The sequence below is a fragment of the Pedobacter ghigonis genome (assembly GCF_903166585.1).
GTDB lineage: Bacteria > Bacteroidota > Bacteroidia > Sphingobacteriales > Sphingobacteriaceae > Pedobacter > Pedobacter ghigonis.
In genome coordinates, this window is sequence record NZ_CAESCM010000019.1 from 24,769 (window position 1) to 51,358 (window position 26,590).

Sequence of the window (26,590 nt, forward strand, 5' to 3'; positions counted from 1 at the left end):
AAAATTAAGCAAAAATATTTGTTCCGGTTGTCATGTATAAGACAACAAAAAAGATAAACTGTGCCAAAAACATGGCAGTACCCAGGTATTTCTGCTGTTTTAAACCCAGTGCGTAGTAAAACTTCAATAAAATAACCGAAACGATAAACCAGGCTACATAATTCTGAACCGGTATTTCGTGCCAGTCCCACTGCCAGTAATTAAATTTCATGGCTACAGGTTCTAAAAAATAATCGAAAATCACCAACACTAAAGCACCTGTAACAGAAGCAAGGATGCTGTTTCTGATCTTTAACGCTTTCATCATCTGCCCTACACTAAAAATCAGGATCACCCAGTTTACCCCCATGAGTAAGGGTACTGCTGCAATTTTGTAACCCAATGTAGGCCCGTAATAATAACTGCCGAATATTTTACCCGTGTGCACACCCAAAACCTCAACCATAAAGCCACAGAGAAAAACACCCGATACAAATAACATTAAGCGCTTAACATCTGCATTGTAAGCGAAAACAATTACCGCAAACATCAGCAATAAATGGAATGGAACGAGTTTAAGGAAATAGGGCTGTGCAGCCGGAATTAAAAAGCCAAGCAAACCAACCAAATGAAAAATGATAATTACAGCAACTGCAACTCTTTTAACCTTTAAATCGCTTTGATCGTTCTGCCCTTCCATGTGCCTGTTTTAAAAATATGCTTTTTTATAGAAATCAATGAAATAATTAAGAAGAACAACATCTGAAAAGGATGCAATATCAAATTTATCAAAACATTTTGTCCGGATAAATAGGAGATCATTATTCTACTTAAAATTATTAAAGTTAACGGTAATACGAGTAAAGTAAGGTTAAAGTTTAAGATTAAAATTACTGGACCAATGGTTACCAAAAGCTGGTAAAGTAATAAGATTAAGATGTTATTACCAAAACCTGCAAGTAAATTTTTACTGAAACCGGCAATACTTTCGTTAAGTCCTTTGTACATCCTGCAATAAATCAGGTTGTTGGCTAAAAGTGCTTCGGCATTAAATTTTTCCAGTTTAACGCGTTTTATAATTTCAACATCTTCAACCACCTGGTTTTTCACCCTTTCGTGCCACTGGTTCTCGTTATAATTATGGGCATCAAAAAACATACACTGACCGCTGGCCGCAGCAAATGCCGGATTTTTTGAAAGTTTAACCAGGCGCAAAGGCAATAAGTTTAATAAAATGAAATGCATTAAAGGCACAGTTAACCGCTCGCCTATTGACAGCACCACCTGATTGGTGAAAATGCTCAGCAAAGCCAGACTACCGGTTTCCGTTCGGGCTACGAGACTATTGATTAGTCCACGCTCAATGGTTTCATCGGCATCAATAAACAAGAAGTATTTTCCGGTAGCCAGTTCGGCAAGTTGGTGGCAGGCAAAGTTTTTTCCCAACCAATCTGGAGGCAGCTCCTTCCCCTTAACTATCCTAAAATTTGGGTTGAGCTTACAAAAGGCTTCTACCAGAACAAAAGTGTTATCGCTGCTGCCATCGTCCATAACAATTACTTCGTAGTGGAGATAGTCCTGCTCCCGGATGGAAGTTAATAATTCAAGTATATTGTCTGCTTCATTTCGCGCCGGAATAAGAATGGAAACTTTATCTTCATAATGCTTAATTACCCTTGGCAATTTGGGGTTGGACAGGAAATTGAAGACAGTAACTGAAAACCTGATGACCAGAAAAATTAGCACTGCGTAAATAAAAATTGTCATTCCGTAATCTGTGTTTGTTTAATAACCGATTGATCGTAATGTTTATTGTACGCACTTTTCAACAACTGTAAACTCACGTATTCTTCTGTTTCCCAATTCTGAAGATAAGTAAAAGCTGATGGCTTTCTTTTGGCAAAGTAATCGACAAATGTAGCCGCAAAAATGATATTGATGTTTTTTTTACTGGCGTTGATCATTTGCATCACCCCCTTTTCGAAACTGATGCTTTTTAAATGGTTGGAATACAACTTACCTTGCGGAAAGACAAGCACCAGATTATTTTGGTCGTCTAATAATTTACCTGCATAACTGAGCGTATCTAAAACATCCTTCCCTTTGCCTTCGGCAGCAAAAGCCCCCAAATATTTCAAAAAACCAACTTTATTGTAGTTATCGGCATTAACCAATACATGGAATTGTTTTTTGAATAGCTTTTTATTGAGATAAAAGATAAAAAAACCATCCCACCAGCTGAAATGATTGGCAAGAATGAGGATAGCAGCATTGGGTTTGGTTTCAATTCCATCGAAATGGAAGGCTGCGAAATCTTTTTTAATGATAAACTGAATGTACCAGGAGAAAAAGCTAAAAATCAAATTATTTTTCCGGGGTTGATACATTTCGGGAAATTGCAAAAAATTGGGCTTAATTGCAAATGTGGTTTGTTTAATGGAACCACAATTCAGTTACAAATGAGGACATATATTCCATCATCCATTATACATCTCCCATCTTACACGCATCTTAGCTCAAATACACCCGGTCTTCTTCTCCTTCAACATCCATTACTACATCTACATGTTCTTTCAAAATAGTTGCCAGTTCAAGGCCAACAAAATCGGTTGCTATAGGGAATATTTTATGGCTTCTATCAACTAAAACCACGGTGCGGATTTTTTTATGTGGTGTATTTAAGAAAACGCCTAAGCCATAAGCCAGGGTTTTACCACTGTTCAGCACATCATCCACAATAATGATCACCTTATTTTTCCAATGACTTTCGTCTAAATCAGTTGAGGCGACCAATTTGCTACTTTCTTTTTGCAGATCGATACGCAATAGCGTTACCTTAAAGCCAGAGATCTTTTTAAGCACTTTTTCTAACCTCAAAGCAAGCTTGTAGCCACGGTCCCAAATTCCGGCAAGTACAATTTCTTTTTCGTTCAGGTTATCTTCTAAAATCTGATAAGCGATACGATCTATTTTTTGCTGAATTTGTTTCTTGTTTAGAATAAGTAATTGTGATGCGGCCATTGTATAAAAGGTTGAATACAAAAAGAACGATTTTAAGCATGAAATTCAAACTATTTGAAAAATAATTTCGTTTGACTGCAACGTTTTGGCATTAACTGCGTCTTATTAATACCAAAAACAAAATCCAGGGCTGTCATCCCCATAAAAACCAGGATTGATCGCTTTAATAATCATTTAACAAAGAGCACTATGAAAACCCTTACCAAATCTGCAACCATACTATTTGTGATCGTGAGTAGCTACATGGCTAGAGCACAGGAAACCAAAAATGTGGCCGTAAAAAACTTTAACAGCATTGGCATCAGCAGTGGAATAGATTTATATCTTACCCAAGGCGGAAATGAAGGCGTAAGCATCCAGTCGGACAGCGAAACCTTGAAAAACATTGTAGTAGAGCAAAACGGAGCGAATGTAAACATCAAATTTAAAGATGGCATTAATTGGGGCGGCCTGTTTAAAAACCGCATAATTAAAGCTTATGTAACTTATAAAAGTCTGAATACCATTGCTGCATCAGGCGGTTCGGATGTAGTTACCCAAAATCAATTAAAAACAGATAAGCTTGCCATCCGTTCATCGGGCGGTTCAGACCTGAAACTGGATGTAGTTTGTACTGATTTATCCATCCAATCGAGTGGTGGTAGCGATATCGATTTAAAAGGTAGAGCCGAAAATATGACCATCCAATCAAGCGGGGGCAGTGATATTGATGCCTACGGTTTTATTACCAATTATGCCAAAGTACAGGCATCTGGCGGCTCGGATGTAGCTATTTACGTGAATAAAGGTTTAGAAGCCTCTGCAAGTGGCGGTGGCGATGTACATTACAAAGGAAGTGCATCACTGAAGAAAACATCAAGCTCTAAAAGCGGAGATGTAAGACACGTGAATTAAAAAATTTTAGTTTAGTTTAATGATAACTCGCTGCTTTGTGGATACAAAGCAGCGTTTGTTTTTTTAAAAGGATTGCACAGATTACGGGATTACACAGATTGGGCAATTGCAATTTTTGCTAGCCATAATCTTGAAGCACCCAGACTTCAGACTCATGACTACCCTTTCTTGTAGGGATAATAAATAAAGTTTGCGCCTTCAGGAACAATTACGAATACACACATAAAATCTTCTGGCCTTTTATAAACCTTTAAGAATGGTTCTTTTTTTTCTTTGCTAATGATGCCTTTTTCCACAAACTCTTCTAAGGTAGAAGCCTGAATGGTCCAATTGGTGTTGAGTTCTTCTTTATTTAAAATCAGCTCGCCAATATTCACTTCATGCTGGTGAGCAATAAAAATTGGGTGAGCAGAAATTCCTTCAACCATAATTTCTATCGCTACTTCTTTAATTGCATCTGTGTAAAGCTCGAGGTCTTTTTCCAAACTTACCAACGGACTTTCCTGCTTTTTTTGAGACGCTCCACCATCTTCTGGTGTTGCGCTTAACAATTCTTCTCTATCCATGCCTACTAATTATTGAATTTTGAATGATTGAATGAATGTTATAGATAACTTACTTCATTCAACCCTCTCATTCAATTATTCTATCATTCAGTTATTTCAATCTTAATAATACAACATTCTCTACGTGTTGCGTGTGTGGGAACATATCCACAGGTTTAATCCGCACCACATCATATTTTTCTTTTAACAATTCAAGGTCTCTGGCCTGTGTTGCAGCATTACAGCTCACGTAAACAATCTTTTCGGCTTCCATTTCCAGCAGGCGCTGCACTACATCGGCATGCATACCAGCTCTTGGCGGATCGGTAATTACCACATCTGGCTTACCATGACTGGCAATAAAATCTGCTGTGAGGATATCTTTCATATCACCAGCATAGAAGATCGTGTTATCAATTCCGTTTAATTCAGAATTGAATTTAGCATCTTCAATAGCTGTTGGCACATACTCTACCCCTACTACCTGCTTTACATTTTTGGCCACAAAGTTGGCAATTGTTCCGGCACCGGTATATAAATCGTACACCAGTTCGTCGCCTTTAAATTCTGCAAAATCGCGGGTAATTTTATACAATTCGAACGCCTGTTCAGAATTGGTTTGATAAAAGGATTTTACGCCAATTTTGAAGCGGATGCCATCCATTTCTTCGAAAATATGATCGCGACCAGCAAACACCACCACTTCCTGATCGAAAATGGTATCGTTTTTCTTTTGGTTAACGATATATAGCAGCGAAGTAATCTGCGGAAATTCAGCCTTAAGGAAATTCATCAAGCCATCTACCTGTTCCTGTTCAGGATAAGCAAACACTACTGCTATCATTACCTCGCCAGTAGAAGAAGTACGGATAATGAGGTTACGAAGCACGCCTTCGTGGTTACGCAGATCGTAAAATGACAACCCGTTATCTAAAGCATATTTACGTACGGCATTTCTGATCGAGTTTGAAGGTTCCGCCTGTAAATAGCAGTGCTCGATATCTAAAATCTTATCAAAGCGCAACGGCACATGAAAACCCAGGGCATTCATATCAAAATCTTCATCGCGCTCTACGTCGGTTTTTTCTAACCAGCGTTTGTTCGAAAAAGTAAACTCGAGTTTATTGCGGTAATAGCGGTCTTTCGCCGAGCCTAAAATTGGTTCTGTATTCGAAGTATCTATTTTACCCAGGCGCTGTAAGGCAGCCTCTACATTTTTTTGTTTAAATTTTAATTGAGATTCGTAGCCCATGTGTTGCCATTTGCAACCGCCACAGGTTCCGAAATGAGCGCAAAACGGATCGGTACGTAAATCAGATTTTTCATGGAGTTGCTCAATTACCGCCTCAGCGAAATTCTTTTTCTTTTTGGTTAAGCGCACATCCACCACATCGCCGGGAACTGCTTTATCAACAAAAATCACCAATTCATCGGCTTTACCAACACCTTTTCCCTCTTCAGCAATATCGATTATTTGTACGTTTGGAACTATTGTTACCGTACCAGGTTTTCTTCTACTCATTATTTTGCAAAGATAAGGCTAAAAGCTGAAAGCGAAAAGGCCAAAGGCTAAAGACCAATGCAGAAGGCTAAAGTTGGAATGAATATAAATAGTTTGTAAGAAGGATCGGACAATATTTTTCCGCTCAGTTTATAATAACTGATTCAGCATATTTATGATATTAGAAACTAATGTCCAAAAAATTTAAATGCTGCACCCCAGAAACCATCCAGCCAGTTAAATTTCAGGTCAAATTTTTCATCTACCTGTACAGAAAATTCGAGTATTTCTTTGCTCATGATAAAAAACCTATCTATTTACACAATAATACAAAATTCAGACCAAAAACCAAAACAGTATAGTTTAAGTTTTTGTTAATTTTACATCAAAAGGTTAAACCTTACATTTATTTTTATTTCAACTTGTCATCTGCTGATTTTCAATTCTTTGTTTGATATACCAATATAATTTCCGTAACTTAAAGTATCATTCACATAAAAATGGAGGTTCGTTATGAACGTTATCCGTAAAATTGAACATTGGGGCGATGTTCATCATTCGAAATGGCTGGATTATCTTCGCATTGTCCTTGGCCTTGTCATTTTTGGTAAAGGTGTTTCTTTTGTTAGCGACACTTCTGTACTCCAAAACATGATTACACAAAACAACATTTTTGGTTTCTCCAGTATGTTAATCAGCATGGCCATACACGTGGTGGCATTTGCGCACCTGGTTGGTGGTGTTTTAATTACACTGGGCCTGGTAACCCGCTTTGCGGTGGTCGTCCAGATTCCGATTTTGCTATTTGCTGTATTTTTCGTTAACCTTACCCCAGGTTTCTCCTCTCCTAATTCTGAACTCTGGTTCTCGGTGCTGGTTTTATTCCTGCTCATTATGTTTTGGGTGGTAGGCTCCGGACCATTATCGGCCGATGCAGAAATGAAACGCAAAACTGGTAAGCGTTACGCTTAAGTTAGCTTAAATATTCTTAGTATCTTTCGCTTTTATAAACGCTTATGAAAACGAATATACTTTTTGCACTGCTTTTCGCGGGACTGGGCAGTTACGCTCAAACTCCAACGGATGAATATTTTAAATTAACACGGGCCGGTTTTAACGAACAAAATGCTTACCGAACCACTGCTTTTGTAGAAAAGTATTTTCGTGTGCCCGGTAATACAGGTTTTAATGCCAGTATTCATCAGGTAGAAAGTATTTTGAAGAAAGCAGGTTTTGTGGCCCAGCAACAAAACGAGTTTGAAGCACCTTTAACTTATCGCATCGAAAAGCGAGCGATGAAAAACAATACCTGGGAGCCTGTTGATGCCAGCATTGCCATTGTTGGTGAAAGACAGCCTTTTATTTCTTTTGAAACCAACCGCAATATGATTCCCATCAATTGTGGCTCAACTCCGGCCGGTGGTGTTACCGCGCAGGTAGTTTATCTCGATAAAACAAATCCAGCCGATCTTGAAAAAATGGATTTGAAAGGAAAAATCCTTTTTTCTGAGAATCATCCATCGCGTTTACTCCAGGCCGCAACTAAAGCAGGGGCAATTGGGGTACTGGGTTATGCTATGCCTAAATACACCCAACCTGAAGTACACCAAACTTCCATCCAATTTGGCAGTATGAAAGCAAATAGCGAAGTGTGGACATTGCTTTTATCGTATGCTGCAAAAGAAAAATTAAAAGCTACTTGCTTAAAAGGTTCAACACAGCTGAAAGTAAATATCCAGACCAAAATTTATCCGTCAGAAGAATTAACCATTGTGGCGAACGTGAGAGGAAGTGTTAGTCCGGATGAACGCTTTGTTTTTAGTGCACATGTGCAAGAGCCTGGAGCAAATGATAATGCCAGTGGTGTGGGTACTTTAGCCGAAATGGCCCGGTTAACAGCCGAGCTGTATCAGGCAAAAAAAATAAACCCTAAGCGCAGCTTAACCTTTTTGTGGGGCGACGAAATTGTTTCGACCCGAAGATACATTACCGAAGATACCACCCGTGCAAAAGGCATTATGTGGGGAATGAGCCTGGATATGGTTGGTGAAAACACCCAAAAGACAGGCGGTTCTTTCTTAATCGAAAAAATGCCCGATCCATCTGCTATCTGGACCCGAGGAACTGATAAACATACTGAATGGGGCGCAGGCGATGTGACTGAAAAAGATCTTTTTCCGCATTATTTTAACGATTTCATTTTCGATATCTGTAAAACACAGGGAAAATTTGCCAATTGGACCGTGAATTACAATCCGTTTGAGGGCGGAAGTGACCACACTCCATTTTTGCAGCATAAAATCCCTGGTTTATTGATGTGGCACTTTACCGATGTTTTTTACCACACGGATAACGACAGGATTGATAAAGTTTCGCCAACGGAAATGAAAAACGTAGGCATAAGCGGTTTAACGGCAGCTTACACTTTAATTTCTGCCGATGAAAATACAGCCACAGCTACGGTGGCACAGGTTAAAACTGATGCTTTGATCCGCCTAAAAACAGAGTTTGATTTGAGCAAAAAAGCCATAGCCGCAGGTAAATCCAGTGCTGAAGAAAAGCATATTATTGAAGTTTGGAGCAAGTGGTACACTGATGCGCTAGCCACCATCAATAAAATGGCTGTAAAACCACAAACAACAAGAGTAGGTTCGGCAATTAAATTTGCAACAGGAGAGATTGAAAAACAGACAAAGGTATATTTAGAGGAATTGAAATAGATTGATGTCTAAACCAAAAGCAATCGTTATCGGTGCCGGAATTGCGGGAATTGCATCAGCTATTCGCCTAAGTGTGAAGGGATATGAGGTAAGCGTTTTTGAAGCCGGCTCAAAACCTGGTGGTAAACTGGCAGAGATCAGCATGAATGGCTTCAGGTTTGATGCTGGCCCCAGTCTGTTTACCATGCCACAATATGTGGATGAACTTTTTCAGCTTGCCGGTAAGAACCCAAACGATTATTTTGAATACATCCGGTTAAAAGAAATTTGCCGTTATTTTTACGAAGATGGATTAAGGTTAACTGCAAAAGCTGATTTGAATGCGTTTGCGCAAGAAATTGAAGCAAAAACTCAATCTACCGCATCGGAAGTTGAAAAATTCTTAAAAAAAAGCGCTATCATTTACGATGTAACCCACAAAGTGTTTTTACAACGAACCCTGCACAAATTGAAAAGTTACCTCCATTGGGACACGGTAAAATCAATTTTCAGGTTTGGGCAGATTGATGCTTTCAGCACACAGCAACAGGCCAACAGCAAATTCTTTAAAGACCGTCGTATAGCACAACTCTTTAACCGCTATGCTACCTACAATGGTTCAGATCCGTATCAGGCTCCTGCAACTTTAAATGTGATTCCGCATTTCGAGTATCATTTTGGCACCTTTCTGCCTAAAAATGGCATGTATAGCATTGTAAGTGGCCTGGTTAAACTGGCAGAAGAACTAGGTGTTCAGTTTCATTATAACCAAAAGGTGGAAGAAATCCTGCATTCAGGTAGCCGTAAACCGAAAATTAATGGGATAATGGTTAAAGAAAAAATGCACCCTGCAAACCTAGTGATTTCTAATCTGGATATCTGGTTCACCTATAAAAACCTGCTTAAAGGCATACCTCAACCAAAAAAATTACTCAGCCAGGAGCGTAGTAGCTCAGCATTAATTTTTTACTGGGGTATGAATGGCAATTATGATGATTTGGGCTTACACAATATCTTGTTTGCCGCAGATTACCAAAAAGAATTTAATGCCATCTGGAAGAATAAAACCATTAGCAGCGACCCAACGGTTTACATTAACATTAGCAGCAAACTCCTACAAACAGACGCTCCGCTGAATAACGAAAACTGGTTTGTAATGATTAATGTGCCTGCAAATAATGGCCAAAACTGGGATCAGCTTATACCGGAAGCAAGAGCCAGTATTATTCGAAAAATCAGCCGTATTTTAAACCGGAACATCGAGAAAGATATTATTTGCGAACAGATTTTAGATCCCAGAAGCATTGAAAGCAAAACAGGTTCGTATCAGGGTTCTTTGTACGGAAATAGCTCAAACAATCAATTCGCTGCTTTTCTCAGACACCCTAATTTCAGTTCGAAGGTTAGGAATTTATTCTTTTGCGGTGGTAGTGTTCATCCTGGTGGGGGGATTCCCCTGGCTTTGTTATCAGCAAAAATTGTGAGTGATTGTGTGGATTAAAGTAGTAGCAAGCAATTAGTATCAGGTAATTGGTATCAAGTATTTAGCCATAAGTATTTACCAATAGCAAAAAAGTTAAGCCTTTGCCAATAATGCTGCTTCCAGTTTTTCGCCATCTAAATCGAAGGCATCTACAATTAATTTTGCCTGGGTATAAAATGGATCGCGCTCCTGAAGTTTCTCTTTAATAAATACCAGTAGCTGTTCGTCGTTTAAATCTTTAATTAGAGGCCTTTTTTGACGATTGTGCAGTCGCGATACCAATGCAGCGGGTTCCATTTGCAGGTAAACGGTTTCTCCGTGCGCATTCATCCATTCCATGTTATCAAAGAAACAGGGCAAACCACCACCTGTGGCTACCACACAGGTTTCCGGATAATTGAAAGTTTTAAGCATTTCACTTTCATAATCCCTAAAACCACTTTCTCCAAACTCAGCAAAATATTCGGCAATACTTTTTCCGGTTTTGGCAACGATTTCGGCATCCAAATCAATTACCGGGCAATTTAAACGGTGCGCCAGTTGCTTGGCTTTGGTACTTTTACCACATCCCATGTATCCTACCAAAAAAATGATTCCGGAAAGAGAGGTTACATTTTCACTGTTTATATCGTTCGTATTGCTCATGTTGTATTTACTTCTTCGTTACACCAGTTTCACTCTCGGATCGATATAGGCGTACAAAATATCGACCAATATATTAATTACAACGAAAACAAAAGCAATAAATAATATCGACCCCATTACGACGGGGAAATCAGACATTTCTAATGCCGTTACCGTTGTCCTGCCCAGTCCGTTGTAGCCAAAAATATATTCTACAAAAAATGAACCGGCCAATAAAGAAGCAAACCAGCCAGAAATAGCGGTTATTACCGGATTCAAGGCGTTTTTTAAAGCGTGCTTATAAATAATTTTATTCCTGCTTAAGCCCTTTGCCCTTGCTGTTCTGATGTAATCTTGTGCCAGTACATCGAGCATAGCGCTTCGGGTAAGCTGCACAATAATAGCCAGCGGCCTTAAGCCCAACGTAATCATAGGCAGCCATAAATTCCGCAAGGTAAGCACTTCACCGTTAAAAGGATCGTAAGAGTATAAACTCCCGCTCATTTTTAAACCAGTGTAATTGCTCAGCACAAAACCAAAAAGCCAGGCGATAATAATCCCCGCAAAAAACGAAGGGGCCGAAATGCCCAAAATTGCAAATGCATTGGCTGATTTATCAATCCACGAATCTTTATAAACTGCCGACAGCACTCCTAAAAACACACCAATCAGTGTAGCAAAAATCATTGCTGAAAGCGCCAGTATAAAGGTATTGGGAACAGTTTCGGCCAAAATTGCTGTTACATCGCGCCTGGTTTGGTAAGAACTCCGCAAATAAGGCCATTTAACTACCAAAGCTTTTTTATTAAAGCTGATTAATTTCGAGTAATGATATTTCTGCTGCGTGGTACTATCGTTATCGAGCACACTAAGCGGCGATAAATCATTCAGGTATAAAACAAACTGAACAGGTTTCGAACGGTCTAAACCAAACTCTTTCCGTACGGCTTCGAACGATTGCACATCTGCCCGTTGGCCCATCGTCATCCGGGCTGGATCGCCGGGCAGAATATTAAACAGCACAAAAACAACCAGTATAACGCCGGCCATTACCAGCAATCCATACATCAGTTTTTTTAGTGCATAGCCAATCATCTTTATTTATCGAAGTATTTTCGGCTCAGCTGGTCAAAAGTTGGCACATTGTGGTAATGCCACTTATTGATAACTACTCCGTTTTTCAATAACAAAACACCAGGGTTAGCCCTTACCATACTTTTTAGCGGGACTGCATCAGCATAAAAAACTTCCGAAAAAAGGTTGTTCTTTTTAATGAATACTTCTGCATCCTGTGCTGAATTAGAGGTTAACAGAACCGTACGAATGTTGAATTGTTGTGTGGCATTTATCGCAATGGCATTTAATTTACCAATTGCACTTTCGTTTGTATTCTTCAGATCGTAGGCCACAAAAATCAAACTGTAATAAGGGTTTTCGATCAGTTCTTTAGTATAATCGGTTCCCGAAGCATCGGTAATTACTAAATCTTTGATTTTAGGCTCATAGCCTTTCTTCACCAGCCTTTTCGTAGGTTCACCAATAATTTCCCAATTGTTATCCTTCCAGATTTCGGTTTTGAGATAAGCTTTATCACTCATATCTTTTTCTTCACTGGTTTTCTTATTTTTAAGGTGGTACATAATTTCAAATTCATCTGGCTTTTCTCCCGGGGGAATAACCATTAATGAAGGAATATGTGCACCAACTTTATAAGGCAAGAAATCGATAACAGGTAATACATTGTAGGTATATAAGCCAAAGCCTAATGAAACTATTGTTACCGCTAAAGCAATATTGCGTTGGGTGGTTTCCTTTTTAACCAAAGGCTGAATCAAGTCTTTTTTCGCGAAAATAACCATGATCAAAACCAGCAAAATCAAGTCTTTGGTAAACGATTGCCATGGGGTAAGCGGAATGGCATCGCCAAAACAACCACAGCTGGTTACCACCTTAAATGCGGCAGAAATAAAGGTTAAGAGGGTGAAGAAAATAATTAACAACAATAATCCCCATGCTACCTTTTTGCTCCAGAAACCCAACAGCAACAAGGCACCTAAAACAATTTCGAGGGTACATAATAAAATGGCAATACCAGTAGCCATTCCGTTGAGGAAACCCATGTGAAATACTTCGAAATACTCCTGCAGTTTATAGCCAAAACCAAGCGGATCGTTGGCTTTGATCAAGCCAGAAAATATGAATAAAGCGCCAACAAAAAATCTGGAGAGTCTTAAAAGTACGTTTTGCATCGGTATAATCTGTTTTTCAGTCGTTTTATAATATTTAAATGGCTATTTCGAAGTTAAAATTTATTTAACCCCCAGTTTAATCAGGGCAAAAACCGAATAGTTCAGCATGTCCTGGTAATTTGCCTTTACTCCTTCGGATGCCAGGGTTTGTCCTTCGTTATCTTCGATTTGTTTTACCCTGAAAATTTTCATCAAAATCAGATCGGTAAGCGAGCTGATGCGCATATCACGCCAAGCCTCACCATAATCGTGGTTTTTGGCAAACATTAAATCCCTGGTTTCGGTAATTTTTTCTTCAAACAAATTTTCAACCGTTTCGAAAGGCATTTCGTTCGGATCGTTATCGGTAAGTTCGAGCTGCATCATGGCAATAACACAATAGTTAACAATGCCGATGTATTCGGATATGACACCCTCTCCTACTTTGCTCACTTTTTTTTCTTCTAAAGTACGAATGCGCTGGGCTTTGATAAAAATCTGATCGGTGATCGAACTTGGCCTCAATATGCGCCAGGCCGTGCCGTAATCTTTAGTTTTATTTAAAAATAATGATCTGCAAACTGCAATCACCTCATCAAATTCTGTAGCCGTATTTGTTTGTGCCAAAGCCAATATTTATTTAGTTTTTAGTGTATTTTTGTCGTGAAAAAACAAAAGCTAAAGATACATTTTTAAAGCGAAACCCAAATCCCGAAAGGGTTTATTATGGCAGAAAAAAACTTTTTTGAGCCCAAACAAAGCTTAAATATAAAAGGCCGGCTTATCGATTTAAGCAGTCCGAAAGTGATGGGAATCCTCAACATTACACCCGATTCTTTTTACAGCAACAGCAGAACAAAATCTATAGATGAAGCCCTGATCAAAACCGAAAAATACCTGGCTGAAGGCGCAACATTTATCGATATTGGGGGCTACTCTTCAAGACCTGGTGCAAAAGATATTTCTGAGCAGGAAGAAATAGACAGGCTGGTACCTGTTGTAGCCCGCTTATCCGAGGCTTTTCCTGAAGCCATTTTTTCTATCGATACTTTCAGGGCCAAAGTGGCCGAAGCAACCATAGAGGCGGGGGGACATATTATTAAAGATATCGCCTCGGGGGATATGGATGAGCTGATGTTCGAAACGGTTGCCAGATTGCAGGTACCTTACATGATTATGCACATGCAGGGAACGCCGCAAAACATGCAACAAAACCCGGTTTACGAAAATGTACTGCTGGAAGTTGTGGATTACCTGGCTAAAAAAATAGCAGCGCTGAAGGCATTGCATATCCACGATGTAATTATCGATCCCGGCTTTGGCTTCGGAAAAACCATTGCCCACAATTATGAATTACTTAACCAGATGGAGGCTTTCCGGATTTTTAAACTGCCAATACTGGTAGGTTTCTCGCGCAAGGGGATGATCTATAAAACACTGGGCACTACCGCAGCCGAAGCCCTAAACGGTACTTCTATACTGAACACCATTGCGTTGCAAAAAGGCGCTGGTATTTTAAGGGTACATGATGTTAAGGAGGCTGTGGAGTGTGTGAAGTTGGTGGGGATGTTAGGTTAAGCTTAGATTATTATTTTTTGATTACAAAAATAAACGTAACGTCATACTGAACTTGGTTCAGTATCTTTATGAACTAGAGACCCTGAAATAAATTCAGGGTGACGAATTCTCTATAACTGTTTTACTATCTTGCCCATAATGAAAGGATTGGATTTCGACTTTGTAAAATTTACCATTACCGATGTGGTAGATATTGTGCTGGTAGCACTGTTAATCTATTATGTGTATACACTGATCCGCAATACGCTGGCTGTAAACCTGCTGGTGGGTATGCTCATCATTGCCATTTTTTACCGGGTGGTAGATGCGTTAAACATGAAATTGCTCACCACCATCATAGAGAAATTTATGAGTGTGGGTATTATTGCTTTGATCGTTATTTTTCACCCTGAAATCAGGCGGTTCCTATTGCTCATTGGTAAAAATGCCTTTCTACAAAAAAACAAGGCCTGGTGGGGCTATTTATTTGGCAGGAAAGAAATTGAGCGAAACAATTTAACAAGGATAAAGCCAATTATTGATGCCTGCAAAAGCATGAAAAAAACCAGAACAGGTGCGCTGATTGTATTTGTTAAATTTTACGACGAACAGTTTTTTGCCAATAGCTGTGAACTGGTCGATGCCAAAATATCTAAACGCCTGCTCGAAAGTATTTTCCAGAAAAACAGTCCGTTGCATGATGGTGCCGTGGTTATTTCTGAAAACAAGATTAAAAGTGCAAGTTGCATTTTACCTCTAACCGATAACGATCAGTTGCCTTCGCAGTTTGGTTTAAGGCACCGAGCAGGCATCGGGGTTTCGGAAACTACGGATGCTGTGGCGGTAATTATTTCGGAAGAAACAGGAGAAATTTCGTATGCCAAACAAGGCCGGGTAAGGATGAACGTTTCGTTCGGGGAGCTGGAGAAACTGCTCAATAAAGACTTCTAATAGCACAGATTTTGGGGATTTAAGAAGATTACACTGATTAATGTTATACTAATCAGTGTAATCTAAATATCTGTGCAATCTCTTATTAACAGTATTGTTCGAAGGCACCAATCAGGTTATCAGCGATCATTTGTGCTGGTCTGCCTTCAATTTGATGACGCTCGATCATGTGTACCAATTTACCATCTTTAAACAAAGCCATAGCTGGCGATGACGGCGGGAAAGGCATCATATAATTTCTGGCCTGATCTACAGCTTCTTTTTCCATACCTGCAAAAACAGTAACCAATTTATCAGGGTGTTTTTCGTGTGCTGCTGCTGCTCTTGCTGCCGGACGTGCATTTGCTGCCGCGCAACCGCAAACTGAGTTTACCACAACCAATACAGTTCCTTCGCCTTTGATGGCCTGGTCTACATCTGCTGCATTTTTTAATTCCTGAAAACCAACGTTGGTTAATTCCTTACGCATTGGCTCTACTAAATATTCTGGATACATTATCGTGAGTTTTTTATTTACAATTTGAACGCTACAAAAATAAGAAAATCGGATGGCATGCACCACCCGGTTTATATTTTTAAGGTAAAATTAATCGGATCTGAATTACTTCATTCCGCGAAGAAAATCGTCGTACATCTGGGGATTGGTAATTGCACCTACAATAACGAGTACAAAAAATAATAGGGTTAAGGCGCTCAAAATTGTAGCAATCATACCGCAAATCTTTCCTGCTTTGGCATTTTTATAGGATGATTCTGTATAAAATGTAGGGTTAAGCTGGTATTTTTTCACATCTCCAGCACCTAAAATCCAGGCAATAACACCAAAGATCAACCCAAATATGCCATAAAAGCAACAAGCTGGTAGTGCAATAATACCTAAAACAAGTGCCGCGGTGGCGTTAGGTAAATTCTGCTGACCAAATCCTCCGCCAAACTGCCCAAATGGTGGTGGCTGCTGAAACGGCGGTGGTTGTTGAAATGGTGGCGGACTTACCGGCCCCTCATTTATTGGCTCTATAATCGGCTCCTCTTTCTTCGAAAGATCGATAGGTTTATTTTCCTGAGGGTTTTCCTGTTCTTCTGACATGAGTATGTGTTTAACTTAGTAGTTGGTGATTGTATATTTTGTAAATGTAATTGATTAAGATAATTACTGCAACACCTGCAAAAACGATTTTAATCAACTGTGCGCCGAATTTAAAGTCGAGCTTTAAGTGGATAAGCGTAAAAAGCAATACAAATATTAAAGGAAGGGTTGCGGGATAAAATTTAAAAGAATCGATGAAATTTCCTTTCAGTAAGGCAATAATTGAACGCTGTAAACCGCAACCGGGGCAATCGATACCAAAATTAGCTTTAAAAGGGCAGCTAAAAAGGTGTTCGCCCAACCAGTCTACAAGACTTTTATCCGGCTGAGCCATATACATCTATTATTTTTGCCTGCGCATCTTTCCAGGCTTTATACTTTTCGAGGTCTTTAAGTACCTGCCTGTACACGAGGTTTAAGATGTATATATCATCAATAAAACCTAAAGCGGGTACAAAATCGGGGATCACATCAACGGGCGATAAAAAATAAACCAGGCCACCTAAAACGGCAACGATCGATCGTTTCGGGATTTCGGTATAACTGCCGTTTACATAATCTTTTGCAACAGCAAACAATAATACCAGCTTTGCCCAAACGCCTTCTAAATCGCCTTTATTGGTTACAGCTTTACCCAGCGCATCCTTAATGGTTTTGCTGGCCCTGGTTTTATCATTTAAGATTACCGTTGCCTTACCTTCAGATTTTTTAAAGAAATCTAATATTTTTTGCCTGTTCAATTTCATGCTGAATGTATTACAAATTAACGGCCAAAAGCATCATAATTGTATCAGCACATTTGATGAAACAACCTAACTGCCAGATGTTTTTTATCTTTTCATGAAATTAAGCATTTTTCATCATCTCTAAAATATCATCAACATACTTCCTTTCGTTAGCCAGGCGTGGAACTTTATGTTGTCCGCCCAGTTTGTCTTTAGCCTTTAACCAATTGTAAAAGGTGCAGCCAGGTGCATTGTGTACCTTAGGCCGGCAGAGTGCCATATCCTTAAAACGCTTGGCGTCGTAATCAGAATTTACTTCGCGCAGGGTTTGATCCATTATGTCAACAAACTTTTCAAAATCGCTGGGCTGTTTGTCAAACTCAATAATCCATTCGTGACCCCCTGCTTTCTCTCCTTCAAAATAAATTGGTCCGGCTGTATAATCTTTAATTTCAGCACCGGTTTCCTGACAGGCTTTGGTTAGGGCTTGTTCGGCATTATCGATAATCACCTCTTCTCCAAAAGCATTAATGAAGTGTTTGGTACGGCCCGTAATTTTAATGCGGTATGGCGCCAGCGAGGTAAACTGAACGGTATCGCCAATCATATAGCGCCATAAGCCCCCGTTGGTAGAAATTACAATTGCATAATTTTTATGCAACTCTACTTCGCCTAGTACCAATGCCTTAGGATTCTCTTCACCAATGTGTTCCATGGGAATAAATTCATAGAAAATACCATAATCCAGCATCAGCAACATTTCATCAGAGTCATCCTGATCCTGAATACCAAAAAATCCTTCTGAGGCATTATAGGTTTCCAGATAATACATATCGGGAGAAGGAATGAGTTGTTTAAACTGCTCGCGGTATGGCGCAAAGTTTACGGCACCGTGAATATAGACTTCGAGGTTGGGCCAAACTTCGAGCAAATTGCTTTTGCCTGTTAGTTCGAGTACTTTTTTGGCCAATACAATGGTCCAGGTAGGCACTCCCGAAATACTGGTTACATTTTCGTTGATGGTAGCCTCGGCCATCCTATCCATTTTAATTTCGTAATTGTCCATCAAAGCGATAGACATATCAGGCGTGCGGTAAAACTCGGCCCAGATTGGCAGGTTTTTAATCAGGACCGCTGATAAATCGCCATAAAAGCAGTCTTCGTTTAATTGGTTTACCTGATGGCTTCCGCCTAAAACCAAACTCTTACCGGTAAACATCTGGTTATCGGGCCGGTTATTGCAATAAATGGAAAGCATATCCTTACCACCTTTGAAATGGCATTCTTCCAGGCTTTCTTCCGAAACGGGAATAAATTTGCTCCTGTCGCTGGTTGTACCTGATGATTTTGCAAACCACTTGATATCTGATGGCCAAAGAATATTCTGCTCGCCATTCAGCATGCGCTCAATGTAGGGTTTTAAAGTATCGTAATTTTGAATAGGAACGCGTTCCTGGTACTGCTGAACGGTTAAAATAGTCTTGTAATCGTACAATTTGCCCCATTCGGTATTTTCGGCACTATCAATCAGCGTATGGAACCATTCTTCCTGAACATCGTGTGGATATTTCATAAAAAGCTCGATCTGATGGATCCGCTTTTTCATTAACCAGGTAAAAATCGAATTTACAATTGCCATCTTTAAAGGTTAAAATTAATGAACATCATCTTATCAAAAGTTTCTACAGCTATGTACATTCTTTTATTTACAGCACCCTGGTTTACAGTAATTCGTTTCAGCATAAAGTTTAGGCAACACCCGAAATTAAAATTTGTTTTGGTTAGCAATATTTTATCAGCAACCTGTTGATTAAACATCAAATTTCTTGCGTTTCAATACGAAATTCGATCCCAGATATACTTTTCTTACCATTTCATTTTCGGCCAGTACCTCAGGTACGCCCTGCTCTAAAATTTTTCCTTCAAAAAGCAGGTAAGCTCTGTCGGTAATCGAAAGGGTTTCCTGTACGTTGTGATCGGTTATCAGAATGCCGATATTTTTATGTTTCAGCTTAGCCACAATACCCTGAATTTCTTCAACCGCAATCGGGTCTACCCCGGCAAAAGGCTCATCCAGCAAAATGAAATTGGGATTTGCTGCTAAAGCACGGGCAATTTCGGTACGGCGACGCTCACCACCCGACAATAAATCGCCACGGTTTTTGCGCACTTTATGTAAACTAAACTCATTAATCAGCTCTTCAAGTTTATCTTTCTGCTCTTCCTTGCTCATATCGCTCATTTCCAGGATGGCAAGAATATTATCTTCAACGGTAAGTTTTCTGAAAACCGAAGCTTCCTGAGCCAGATAACCAATTCCTTTCTGCGCCCTACGGTACATTGGATCTTCGGTAATATCTTCTTCTTCTAAAAAAATACGTCCTTCGTTGGGTTTAATTAACCCCACAATCATATAAAATGAAGTGGTTTTACCGGCTCCGTTAGGCCCCAGCAATCCCACAATTTCGCCTTGGTTTACGTTAAACGAAACGTTATTTACAACAGTACGCTGTTTATATTTTTTAACCAGATTTTCGGCTCTTAGTATCATATATCTCTACGCTAAACCTCGCAGGTTTAATTTGGCATAGCCGTTTAAAACCTGCGAGGTTTATTAAAGTTTATTTAATTAACTTTTATTCCTTTAATATTCAATTGCAAACGCTTCTTATCCCGCCATACATTTTCTTCGATGGTGTAACAAATAGAAAATGGTACTCTTGGCAACAATTGGTTTTGAAATTCTCCCAAACCAAATGCGATGCCCTCAAAAATAGGCGAATTTTGTTGTTTTATATTAATTTTTAAGTGATTTGCACCAACAGCCATAGCGTGCTGTGCCAGATACACCCCGTGGGTAACAAAAACCGGAGCCATATTTTCCGGACCAAACGGTCCCATTTGTGCCAAAATCCGGTAAAACTTACCATCAATCTGTGCCAGTTCTATCTCTGCATCGATCTTAATCATTGGGGTTAGCAACTCTTCGGTAATGCTAGCTGATACAATTTCTTCAAATTTATCAGCAAAGGCATCGACATTATGTTCCTGCATCGTTAATCCTGCTGCAAATTTATGGCCTCCATATTGGTCGAGCAAATCGGCACAGCCACTCAGCGCCTCGTATAAATCGAAACCAACTACCGAACGGCATGAACCCGCCACGTGTCCATTTGACTTGGTAAGTACAATGGTTGGACGGTAATATTTTTCAGTTAAGCGCGAGGCAACAATTCCAATCACACCTTTGTGCCAGTTCTCGTTAAATACAACAGTAGTTTTTCTGTTAATTAAAACCTCACTGTCGCCAATTAAAGCAAGCGCTTCGCGGGTAATGTCCTGATCGTAGGTTTTACGTTCGGTATTTTTCAGGTTAATCAGCTCGCTCTGCTCCGAAGCATTTCCATCTACCTGGCAAAGTAGCATAGCTACAGCATGTTTGGCATGATCGATCCTACCCGCAGCATTAATCCGCGGCCCGAGGGTAAAAACCACATCGGTAATGGTATAATTTTCGGTCTTGCCCGAAACCTCCATTAAGGCCCGTAAACCTTCGCAAGGATTGGTATTTAATTTTTTTAAACCATAATGCGCTAAAATCCGATTCTCGTCTACTATGGGTACAATGTCGGCAGCAATACTAATCATCACCAAATCCAAATACTGCAAATAGCTTTCTTTAGGCAAGTGATGTTTTTGCGAATAGGCTTGTGCCAGTTTAAAACCTATACCACAACCGGCCAGCTCTTTAAAAGGATAAGCACAATCTGCACGTTTAGGATCTAAAACGGCAACTGCATTCGGTATTTCATCTCCGGGAAGGTGGTGATCGCAAATGATAAAATCAATTCCTAAAGTATTGGCATAATCAATTTTGTCGATAGATTTTATCCCGCAATCGAGTGCAATAATTAACGAGAAGTCATTTTCACTGGCATAATCAATACCTGCAGTAGAAATACCATAACCTTCCAGATAACGGTCGGGGATGTAATATTCGATATTTGAAGTTAACTGAGAAAAGAAACTGAAAGCTAGTGCTACTGAAGTTGTACCATCTACATCATAATCGCCATAAATCAGGATTTTTTCGTGAGTAGCCAGAGCAGCTTCTATTCTGTTTATTGCGGCGTCCATATCCTTCATTAGGAAAGGATTATGAAGGTGATCTAAATCCGGCCTGAAGAAATCTTTTGCCTGATCGAAGTCGCAAATATTTCTTTGTACCAATATTTGCGCCAGAGAGCGATCTATATTAAGTTGTTCTGCAATCGTAGTTATCGTAGCATCATCACAATTTGATGCAAGCACCCATCTTTTTTCCATTTATTCTGTTTCCGAACAGTAAATATACATTTTTAATCAATTACAACTATCTTGTATATTATTATGAACTTTAATGGTCTTTAAAATGGAAGATTATATTTTTGAAATTAATTATAATGATCAGTTACTAACCGTCAAAGCTAAACCACATAAAGATTCTGTTTCATATAGCATTACAATTAATGGCAGTTATTATGGTATTATCACTCAGGAAGGCACAGAGTATGGAGATTGGATAACAAGTGATGAAATTCTTATGCCTTTTTTTGAAGTTATTGTCCAAGAAATTGTAGAAATGGAATTAATTGCTGTTTTCCCTATGAGATTCTATTACTTCTGGGATGAAATAATTAAAGAAATGGAACAAATTGATCTTTATACATTTTATATAGTACTTAAGGATGAAATCATTTTAACGGATTTTTATGAATTGTTAAATGAAAAAATTAATGAAGACCTTGAATTCTCATTCGTACAATTTAAATCAAAAGTCACTTTATATATTACTCACGAAAAAAAATCAAAAATAGAAACCTTCGAGATCAATTAGTGACTAACAACTCATCAAGGCATACTTCCTTTACCTCGAATTTCCAGGATAAGCCTGATAAAGTTTCATCAAATGTGCTTTCTGCTCGGCATATTTGGCATCATCGGCCAGGTTTACCCGCTCAGCAGGATCCCAAGAAAGATTATACAGCTCAGTAAGTTCCTTATTCTCATTTTTAGTAATCCGCAGTTTCCAATCGCCATCCTTTACACCTTCCAAAACATAATTGTGGTAGTAAATCGGGCGATGAGGCTTATTGTAATTTTTAGTGGTTAGCAAAGCAGCAACAGATTCGCCATCATAAACCCGTTGCGGAAGTTTACTTTTGGTCCATTCGGCCAGCGTAGGAAAAACGTCTAAATTCGAAATCGGTTTCGTTAATTGCGTATCGGTAAGTGTATGGCCTTTCCAATATACAATGAATGGTACTCTATGACCTGCTTCGTAAGAAATACCTTTCGATCCCCTGAAAACACCAGCCGAACCAACGTGATAAAATTTAGTAAAACCATCCTGGTACATTCGTGCCGGCGCATTAATCCATGGGCCATTATCGCTGGTAAAAATAAAAATCGTATTATCGGCCTGTCCTGATGCTACTACCTGTTTCCAGATTTGCGCCAAACCTGCATCCATATCTTCAATCACATCGCCCAGTTCGCCACCTGCTGACGTTGTTTTGCGGCTTTTTTGTGCAGCAAAGGCAACCGGTAAATGTGGCATATTCTGAGCCAGGTAAAGATAAAATGGCTTTTTTGCCGCTGCATTTTTCTTGATGAAATTAATCGACTCGCGCGTGTAAGAACTGGTTAAAATACTATCGTGCGGTTTATAAATTTCGGGTTTAGTATTTCTGAAAATTTTAATGGTGGTATCGGTTTTTACATAAGGTGCCCGGTAATCGTGGCTATATAGCAGGCCATAAAACTCATCGAAGCCTTTTTTGTTCGGCAACGAAACACCGTGATCGCCCAGGTGCCATTTACCAACCAATGCAGTTGCATAGCCCGATTGTTTTAGCATTTGTGCAATAGTAATTTCATCTTCAGGCATTCCTGCTTTTTCGCCTGGTCCTATTGGCCTCGGCAAATCCATCCGGCTGCAATACCTTCCCGTTAATAACGATGCCCTCGAAGGCGTACAGGTTGGCGAGGTAGTTACAAAATTAGTTGCCTTTATTCCTTTTGCAGCCATACCATCTAAAAAGGGCGTTTTAATTAACGGACTTCCATAACACGAAATATCAGCATAACCCATATCGTCGGCCAGCACAATAATTACATTTGGACGCTGCTGGGCAAATAAACTGTTAGAAAAGCCAAAAACCAGCAATAAAATTAAAACACGGATGCTCATAAAGAATATTTTGCCCGAAATTTAACAATCATATTTTACAAAAAAAGGAAGTATCCAAGCTTTTACTAAAACAAATACTGTTATTTAGATTGTTACCTTTGTAGAAACATTAAAGATTTACATTTTGCAAGTCCACACCCTTTACGAAGGCACCTATTCGGTTGATGCAACAAAAAAATTTGTACCATTCGATCCTGCCATTCATCATTTTAAAGACAGACCCGCCTCGCTGTTTATCAACGTACAACCTTTTTTGGTTGAACTCAAAAACGACCTGATCCTTTTCGATACGGGTTTAGGTTTTAGCGACGATCATGGCGAACTGATTTTACATAAAAACATCAGGAATGCAGGCTTCGATCCTACCGATGTGACTAAGGTTTTAATGTCGCATTTACATTACGATCACTCGGGTGGTATGATTCACCAGTTAGTCAGTAAAACCGAACTTAGTTTCCCGGATGCAGAACATATTATTAACCGTGGCGAATGGGAAACTGCATTTAGCAGTACATCAACTTCTTACCATGCCGATATTTTTGAATTTGTACAGCGCAATGCCCAGTTAACTTTTGTAGAGGGCGATGGCGCGATTGATGAAAGCATTGCTTACGAATTTACAGGTGCCCACTGTCCTAACCATCAGGTTTTCCTTTTAACAGAGGGCAAGCAAAAGGTATTTTTTGGAGGTGATGTACTACCAGAACCTGAAGAACTGGTTAAAAATTTCATTGCGAAATACGATTTTGATGGCCGCAAGGCTATGGAACTACGCAAAGAATTTGGTAGAAGAGCAGCTGAAGAAAACTGGGAGTGTCTTTTTTACCACAGTAAAAGTGCAGCCACAGGCTTTGTAGATGAAATAGAGGGCGGGTTTAAGATAAGGTAAGATTTTCTTAGGTTAACCACAAAGCTATTGTTTCGTCATTCTGGCGCAGGCCAGAATCTCTTCTGTTTTTACCCCCCCGAGAACACAAAGTAATGATACAGAACACGAAGCAATATCCAAAACAATCCGTGTTTTCCGTGCATCCGTGGCTGAAAGGTTAGTTTTTTTAACCAAAGAGGAACAAAACTCACTATCCGCGGTAGTAAAACTAGCATGTTTTGCACTTAATCGAGTAGGAAGATAGGGATTATTTCCCTATCTGTCCTCTCACACCTTTGTCTTTAGCTAACACTTCCTACTGCTAAGCGTGTTCGGGATTCGCACCCTATAGTCGATTGCCATGCCTGGCATGCAACAAAAAGCCCCGGCAAAATTGCCAGGGCTTTGTTTTTTTTCCGAGACTAAAGGAAATTATTTTTTAGCTACTAATTTCACAGCTAATTCAAACTCATCGTTTATTGCTTTGTCGCCAATGCTATCGAAGAATGATTTAGAACCATATTTGATATCATATTTAGTTCTGTCTACCACGATTTTACCAGCTAAAGCAGAAGCAGTACCATCAGCATTAACTGTAACAGTTGCAGGGAAGCTTAACGGTTTAGTAATACCTTTAATGGTTAAGTTACCTGATACAGTTACATTAGCACCGCTACCAGCTACTTTAGTAATTACAAAAGTAGAAGTTGGGAATTTAGCAACACCGAAGAAATCGTCAGCTTTTAAGTGACCTTCTAATTTAGCGCTACCATCAGCATCTTTGATTGAGTTCATATCGATGGTAAAAGTACCACCTGTTACACTTTTACCGTTTACAGCAAGTGAACCTGATTGTAAAGCGATTGTTCCGTTGTGAGAACCTGTTACTTTTTTACCAACCCAAGTAATGGTCGATTTTGCTGCATCTACAGTATAGGTAACTGGTTTAGTAGGGTTTTTAAAAGCTGATAAAGCTACAACTGCTACTAATAAAAAGATTGAAGAGATTTTTAATTTCATTTTTCTGGTTTTTTTAATTTGATACAAATATAGATCAACCGATTACCTGTTGTTATTGACCTATGTTAAGTTTTTCAAAAATAATCGGATTTATTTAAAATCATTCTATTGACTGCAGATTTATAATAAAGGTTTAATTTGTTTACTTTTTAATGTGAATTAAATCTCAGGGCACATTTAAGCTTATATTCGTTAAACCGTTTTTATATGATCAGAAAAATTTTAGCTGTTTTAGCTGGCTATGCCATTTTTGTTATTTCATCGCTTTTGCTTTTCAAATTATCAGGGCAAAAGCCACATGCCAATGCATCAATGTTTTTCAAGCTGCTCACACTGCTTTATGGAACTTGCTTTGCTGCCTTAAGTGGTTACATATTAAGGCTGATTGCCAAAACCAGCAATCTAAATCTGAATTATGTTTTAGCGATAATTATTGCCGGCTTTGCAACATTTTCACTTTTTAGCGCAAGCGGAAGCCATTGGACGCAGCTTTTAGCTATATTTATTTTTGCCCCCGCATCAATTCTGGGTGGTAAACTATACAGGAATAAGGACATTAGTAATCAATTATAACGATATGAACCACAAAGCCATCTCCATCCGCCCCTTTATCGGTGCCAAAGATTTTGAAATATCGAGAAGCTTTTACCGCGACCTGGGTTTCGAAGAAACGAGTCTGGGTGCACAGATCTCGGTTTTTAAAATTGGTAATCTGGCTTTTTATTTGCAGAATGCTTATGTAAAAGACTGGATCGATAACACCATGATCTTTATGGAAGTTGAAGATGTAGCGCGCTACTACGATGAACTGCTGGCCCTCGATTTATCCAGCCGGTATCAAAATGTAAAGCTTACGCCCATCCGTCACGAAGAATGGGGCAGTGAATGTTTCCTGCACGATCCTTCCGGGATTTTGTGGCACTTTGGAGCTTTTCATTAAGTAAAATCATGGTATTTAGTCGGTGAGCTACCGATTAGCGAAGAGCTTTACCCATAGCCTCATCGTCATACTGAGTTTATTTCAGCATCCCTTACCCATGGAGACCCTGAAATAAATTCAGGGTGACGACTGCCCGAAAAAAAAATCTGCAAGCTTTATGAAATGAATTCACAAAACTTGCAGATCAATATATACGTGCTGACACGGAACCAGGCGTTTGGACTAAGGCTATGGCA

At 39.3% G+C, this 26,590-nt stretch carries 30 protein-coding genes; 10 read left to right on the plus strand and 20 right to left on the minus strand.

The annotated features are described in order from the left end of the window. Nucleotides 1-4: 4 nt before the first annotated feature. From HWV58_RS21535 to HWV58_RS21550, 4 genes are all read right to left on the minus strand, one after another. Nucleotides 5-679, minus strand: a complete 675-nt coding sequence (locus HWV58_RS21535) for a carotenoid biosynthesis protein (RefSeq protein WP_175636077.1) — start codon at nucleotides 677-679, stop codon at nucleotides 5-7. After that, nucleotides 649-1,746: a glycosyltransferase family 2 protein gene (locus HWV58_RS21540; protein ID WP_175636078.1), complete on the minus strand. Its 1,098-nt coding sequence runs from the start codon at nucleotides 1,744-1,746 to the stop codon at nucleotides 649-651. Before HWV58_RS21540 ends, HWV58_RS21535 begins: the two co-directional genes overlap by 31 nt. Continuing rightward, nucleotides 1,743-2,342 carry a 1-acyl-sn-glycerol-3-phosphate acyltransferase gene (locus HWV58_RS21545; RefSeq protein ID WP_235972790.1) on the minus strand — a complete coding sequence of 200 codons (600 nt, stop codon included), beginning with the start codon at nucleotides 2,340-2,342 and terminating at the stop codon, nucleotides 1,743-1,745. Before HWV58_RS21545 ends, HWV58_RS21540 begins: the two co-directional genes overlap by 4 nt. 148 nt (nucleotides 2,343-2,490) lie before the next feature. Beyond that, complete coding sequence (locus tag HWV58_RS21550) at nucleotides 2,491-3,000, minus strand: phosphoribosyltransferase family protein (protein ID WP_090773251.1); 510 nt, start codon at nucleotides 2,998-3,000, stop codon at nucleotides 2,491-2,493. A gap of 189 nt (nucleotides 3,001-3,189) precedes the next feature. On the opposite strand from HWV58_RS21550, the gene HWV58_RS21555 reads away from it, so the two are divergent. Further along, on the plus strand, nucleotides 3,190-3,894 hold the full coding sequence (locus HWV58_RS21555; protein WP_175636079.1) for a head GIN domain-containing protein: 705 nt from the start codon (nucleotides 3,190-3,192) through the stop codon (nucleotides 3,892-3,894). Nucleotides 3,895-4,052: 158 nt separating this feature from the next. On the opposite strand, the gene HWV58_RS21560 is transcribed toward HWV58_RS21555, so the two are convergent. From HWV58_RS21560 to HWV58_RS21570, 3 genes are all read right to left on the minus strand, one after another. Further along, entirely contained in the window at nucleotides 4,053-4,460 is a 408-nt protein-coding gene (locus tag HWV58_RS21560) for a hypothetical protein (protein ID WP_175636080.1), read from the minus strand. Nucleotides 4,461-4,551: 91 nt separating this feature from the next. Beyond that, the gene (gene rlmD, locus HWV58_RS21565) at nucleotides 4,552-5,961 is read right to left on the minus strand and encodes a 23S rRNA (uracil(1939)-C(5))-methyltransferase RlmD (RefSeq protein WP_175636081.1); all 1,410 of its coding nucleotides are present in this window, start codon (nucleotides 5,959-5,961) and stop codon (nucleotides 4,552-4,554) included. 167 nt (nucleotides 5,962-6,128) lie between these two features. After that, nucleotides 6,129-6,239 (minus strand): phenylalanyl-tRNA synthetase subunit alpha, encoded by a 111-nt coding sequence (locus tag HWV58_RS21570; protein ID WP_175636082.1) that lies wholly within the window; start codon nucleotides 6,237-6,239, stop codon nucleotides 6,129-6,131. Between the two features lie 214 nt (nucleotides 6,240-6,453). Between HWV58_RS21570 and HWV58_RS21575 the strand changes: the two genes are divergently transcribed. The 3 genes from HWV58_RS21575 to crtD are packed head-to-tail and all read left to right on the plus strand — an operon-like array spanning nucleotide 6,454 to nucleotide 10,140. Further along, nucleotides 6,454-6,912: a DoxX family protein gene (locus HWV58_RS21575; protein WP_175636083.1), complete on the plus strand. Its 459-nt coding sequence runs from the start codon at nucleotides 6,454-6,456 to the stop codon at nucleotides 6,910-6,912. A 44-nt stretch (nucleotides 6,913-6,956) separates the two neighbouring features. Beyond that, nucleotides 6,957-8,660: a M28 family peptidase gene (locus HWV58_RS21580; RefSeq protein ID WP_175636084.1), complete on the plus strand. Its 1,704-nt coding sequence runs from the start codon at nucleotides 6,957-6,959 to the stop codon at nucleotides 8,658-8,660. A gap of 4 nt (nucleotides 8,661-8,664) precedes the next feature. Beyond that, nucleotides 8,665-10,140, plus strand: coding sequence for a 1-hydroxycarotenoid 3,4-desaturase CrtD (gene crtD, locus HWV58_RS21585; RefSeq protein ID WP_175636085.1), 1,476 nt, complete (start codon nucleotides 8,665-8,667; stop codon nucleotides 10,138-10,140). A gap of 75 nt (nucleotides 10,141-10,215) precedes the next feature. On the opposite strand, the gene HWV58_RS21590 is transcribed toward crtD, so the two are convergent. From HWV58_RS21590 to HWV58_RS21605, 4 genes are read right to left on the minus strand one after another with little or no spacing between them, the layout of a single operon-like run. Continuing rightward, nucleotides 10,216-10,767: a shikimate kinase gene (locus tag HWV58_RS21590; protein WP_175636086.1), complete on the minus strand. Its 552-nt coding sequence runs from the start codon at nucleotides 10,765-10,767 to the stop codon at nucleotides 10,216-10,218. 18 nt (nucleotides 10,768-10,785) lie between these two features. Beyond that, entirely contained in the window at nucleotides 10,786-11,841 is a 1,056-nt protein-coding gene (locus HWV58_RS21595; RefSeq protein WP_175636087.1) for an ABC transporter permease, read from the minus strand. A 2-nt stretch (nucleotides 11,842-11,843) separates the two neighbouring features. Beyond that, nucleotides 11,844-12,995, minus strand: coding sequence for a BT_3928 family protein (locus tag HWV58_RS21600; RefSeq protein WP_175636088.1), 1,152 nt, complete (start codon nucleotides 12,993-12,995; stop codon nucleotides 11,844-11,846). A 60-nt stretch (nucleotides 12,996-13,055) separates the two neighbouring features. Next, nucleotides 13,056-13,601 carry a DUF1599 domain-containing protein gene (locus HWV58_RS21605; RefSeq protein WP_175636089.1) on the minus strand — a complete coding sequence of 182 codons (546 nt, stop codon included), beginning with the start codon at nucleotides 13,599-13,601 and terminating at the stop codon, nucleotides 13,056-13,058. A 99-nt stretch (nucleotides 13,602-13,700) separates the two neighbouring features. Between HWV58_RS21605 and folP the strand changes: the two genes are divergently transcribed. Further along, nucleotides 13,701-14,552 carry a dihydropteroate synthase gene (folP, locus tag HWV58_RS21610; RefSeq protein WP_175636090.1) on the plus strand — a complete coding sequence of 284 codons (852 nt, stop codon included), beginning with the start codon at nucleotides 13,701-13,703 and terminating at the stop codon, nucleotides 14,550-14,552. Between the two features lie 138 nt (nucleotides 14,553-14,690). Beyond that, nucleotides 14,691-15,482, plus strand: coding sequence for a diadenylate cyclase CdaA (gene cdaA / locus HWV58_RS21615; protein WP_124561077.1), 792 nt, complete (start codon nucleotides 14,691-14,693; stop codon nucleotides 15,480-15,482). An 85-nt stretch (nucleotides 15,483-15,567) separates the two neighbouring features. Here cdaA and HWV58_RS21620 read toward each other — a convergent pair whose 3' ends face one another. From HWV58_RS21620 to recJ, 7 genes are all read right to left on the minus strand, one after another. After that, nucleotides 15,568-15,978 (minus strand): BrxA/BrxB family bacilliredoxin, encoded by a 411-nt coding sequence (locus HWV58_RS21620; RefSeq protein WP_025145566.1) that lies wholly within the window; start codon nucleotides 15,976-15,978, stop codon nucleotides 15,568-15,570. A gap of 105 nt (nucleotides 15,979-16,083) precedes the next feature. Continuing rightward, nucleotides 16,084-16,569 carry a CCC motif membrane protein gene (locus HWV58_RS24340; protein WP_217707045.1) on the minus strand — a complete coding sequence of 162 codons (486 nt, stop codon included), beginning with the start codon at nucleotides 16,567-16,569 and terminating at the stop codon, nucleotides 16,084-16,086. Nucleotides 16,570-16,579: 10 nt separating this feature from the next. After that, nucleotides 16,580-16,903 carry a DUF2752 domain-containing protein gene (locus HWV58_RS21630; protein WP_175636091.1) on the minus strand — a complete coding sequence of 108 codons (324 nt, stop codon included), beginning with the start codon at nucleotides 16,901-16,903 and terminating at the stop codon, nucleotides 16,580-16,582. Next, on the minus strand, nucleotides 16,887-17,315 hold the full coding sequence (locus HWV58_RS21635) for a YkvA family protein (RefSeq protein WP_175636092.1): 429 nt from the start codon (nucleotides 17,313-17,315) through the stop codon (nucleotides 16,887-16,889). The genes HWV58_RS21630 and HWV58_RS21635 overlap by 17 nt, the downstream gene beginning before the upstream one ends. Before the next feature lie 100 nt (nucleotides 17,316-17,415). Further along, nucleotides 17,416-18,933, minus strand: a complete 1,518-nt coding sequence (locus HWV58_RS21640) for a GH3 auxin-responsive promoter family protein (protein WP_175636093.1) — start codon at nucleotides 18,931-18,933, stop codon at nucleotides 17,416-17,418. 171 nt (nucleotides 18,934-19,104) lie between these two features. Continuing rightward, entirely contained in the window at nucleotides 19,105-19,845 is a 741-nt protein-coding gene (gene lptB, locus HWV58_RS21645; RefSeq protein WP_124561081.1) for an LPS export ABC transporter ATP-binding protein, read from the minus strand. A 74-nt stretch (nucleotides 19,846-19,919) separates the two neighbouring features. Continuing rightward, nucleotides 19,920-21,620, minus strand: coding sequence for a single-stranded-DNA-specific exonuclease RecJ (gene recJ, locus HWV58_RS21650; protein ID WP_175636094.1), 1,701 nt, complete (start codon nucleotides 21,618-21,620; stop codon nucleotides 19,920-19,922). Between the two features lie 85 nt (nucleotides 21,621-21,705). On the opposite strand from recJ, the gene HWV58_RS21655 reads away from it, so the two are divergent. Then, the gene (locus HWV58_RS21655) at nucleotides 21,706-22,170 is read left to right on the plus strand and encodes a hypothetical protein (RefSeq protein ID WP_175636095.1); all 465 of its coding nucleotides are present in this window, start codon (nucleotides 21,706-21,708) and stop codon (nucleotides 22,168-22,170) included. A gap of 30 nt (nucleotides 22,171-22,200) precedes the next feature. Here the strand turns inward: HWV58_RS21655 and HWV58_RS21660 are convergent, their stop codons facing one another. Continuing rightward, on the minus strand, nucleotides 22,201-23,526 hold the full coding sequence (locus tag HWV58_RS21660) for a sulfatase-like hydrolase/transferase (protein WP_175636096.1): 1,326 nt from the start codon (nucleotides 23,524-23,526) through the stop codon (nucleotides 22,201-22,203). Nucleotides 23,527-23,650: 124 nt separating this feature from the next. Between HWV58_RS21660 and HWV58_RS21665 the strand changes: the two genes are divergently transcribed. Continuing rightward, nucleotides 23,651-24,415 carry an MBL fold metallo-hydrolase gene (locus HWV58_RS21665; RefSeq protein ID WP_175636097.1) on the plus strand — a complete coding sequence of 255 codons (765 nt, stop codon included), beginning with the start codon at nucleotides 23,651-23,653 and terminating at the stop codon, nucleotides 24,413-24,415. A gap of 411 nt (nucleotides 24,416-24,826) precedes the next feature. Here HWV58_RS21665 and HWV58_RS21670 read toward each other — a convergent pair whose 3' ends face one another. Continuing rightward, complete coding sequence (locus tag HWV58_RS21670; protein WP_175636098.1) at nucleotides 24,827-25,414, minus strand: YceI family protein; 588 nt, start codon at nucleotides 25,412-25,414, stop codon at nucleotides 24,827-24,829. 207 nt (nucleotides 25,415-25,621) lie between these two features. Between HWV58_RS21670 and HWV58_RS21675 the strand changes: the two genes are divergently transcribed. Both HWV58_RS21675 and HWV58_RS21680 read left to right on the plus strand, forming a co-directional pair. Further along, nucleotides 25,622-25,987, plus strand: a complete 366-nt coding sequence (locus HWV58_RS21675; RefSeq protein WP_175636099.1) for a hypothetical protein — start codon at nucleotides 25,622-25,624, stop codon at nucleotides 25,985-25,987. A gap of 4 nt (nucleotides 25,988-25,991) precedes the next feature. After that, nucleotides 25,992-26,354, plus strand: a complete 363-nt coding sequence (locus HWV58_RS21680; RefSeq protein ID WP_175636100.1) for a VOC family protein — start codon at nucleotides 25,992-25,994, stop codon at nucleotides 26,352-26,354. The last annotated feature ends 236 nt before the right edge of the window (nucleotides 26,355-26,590 follow it).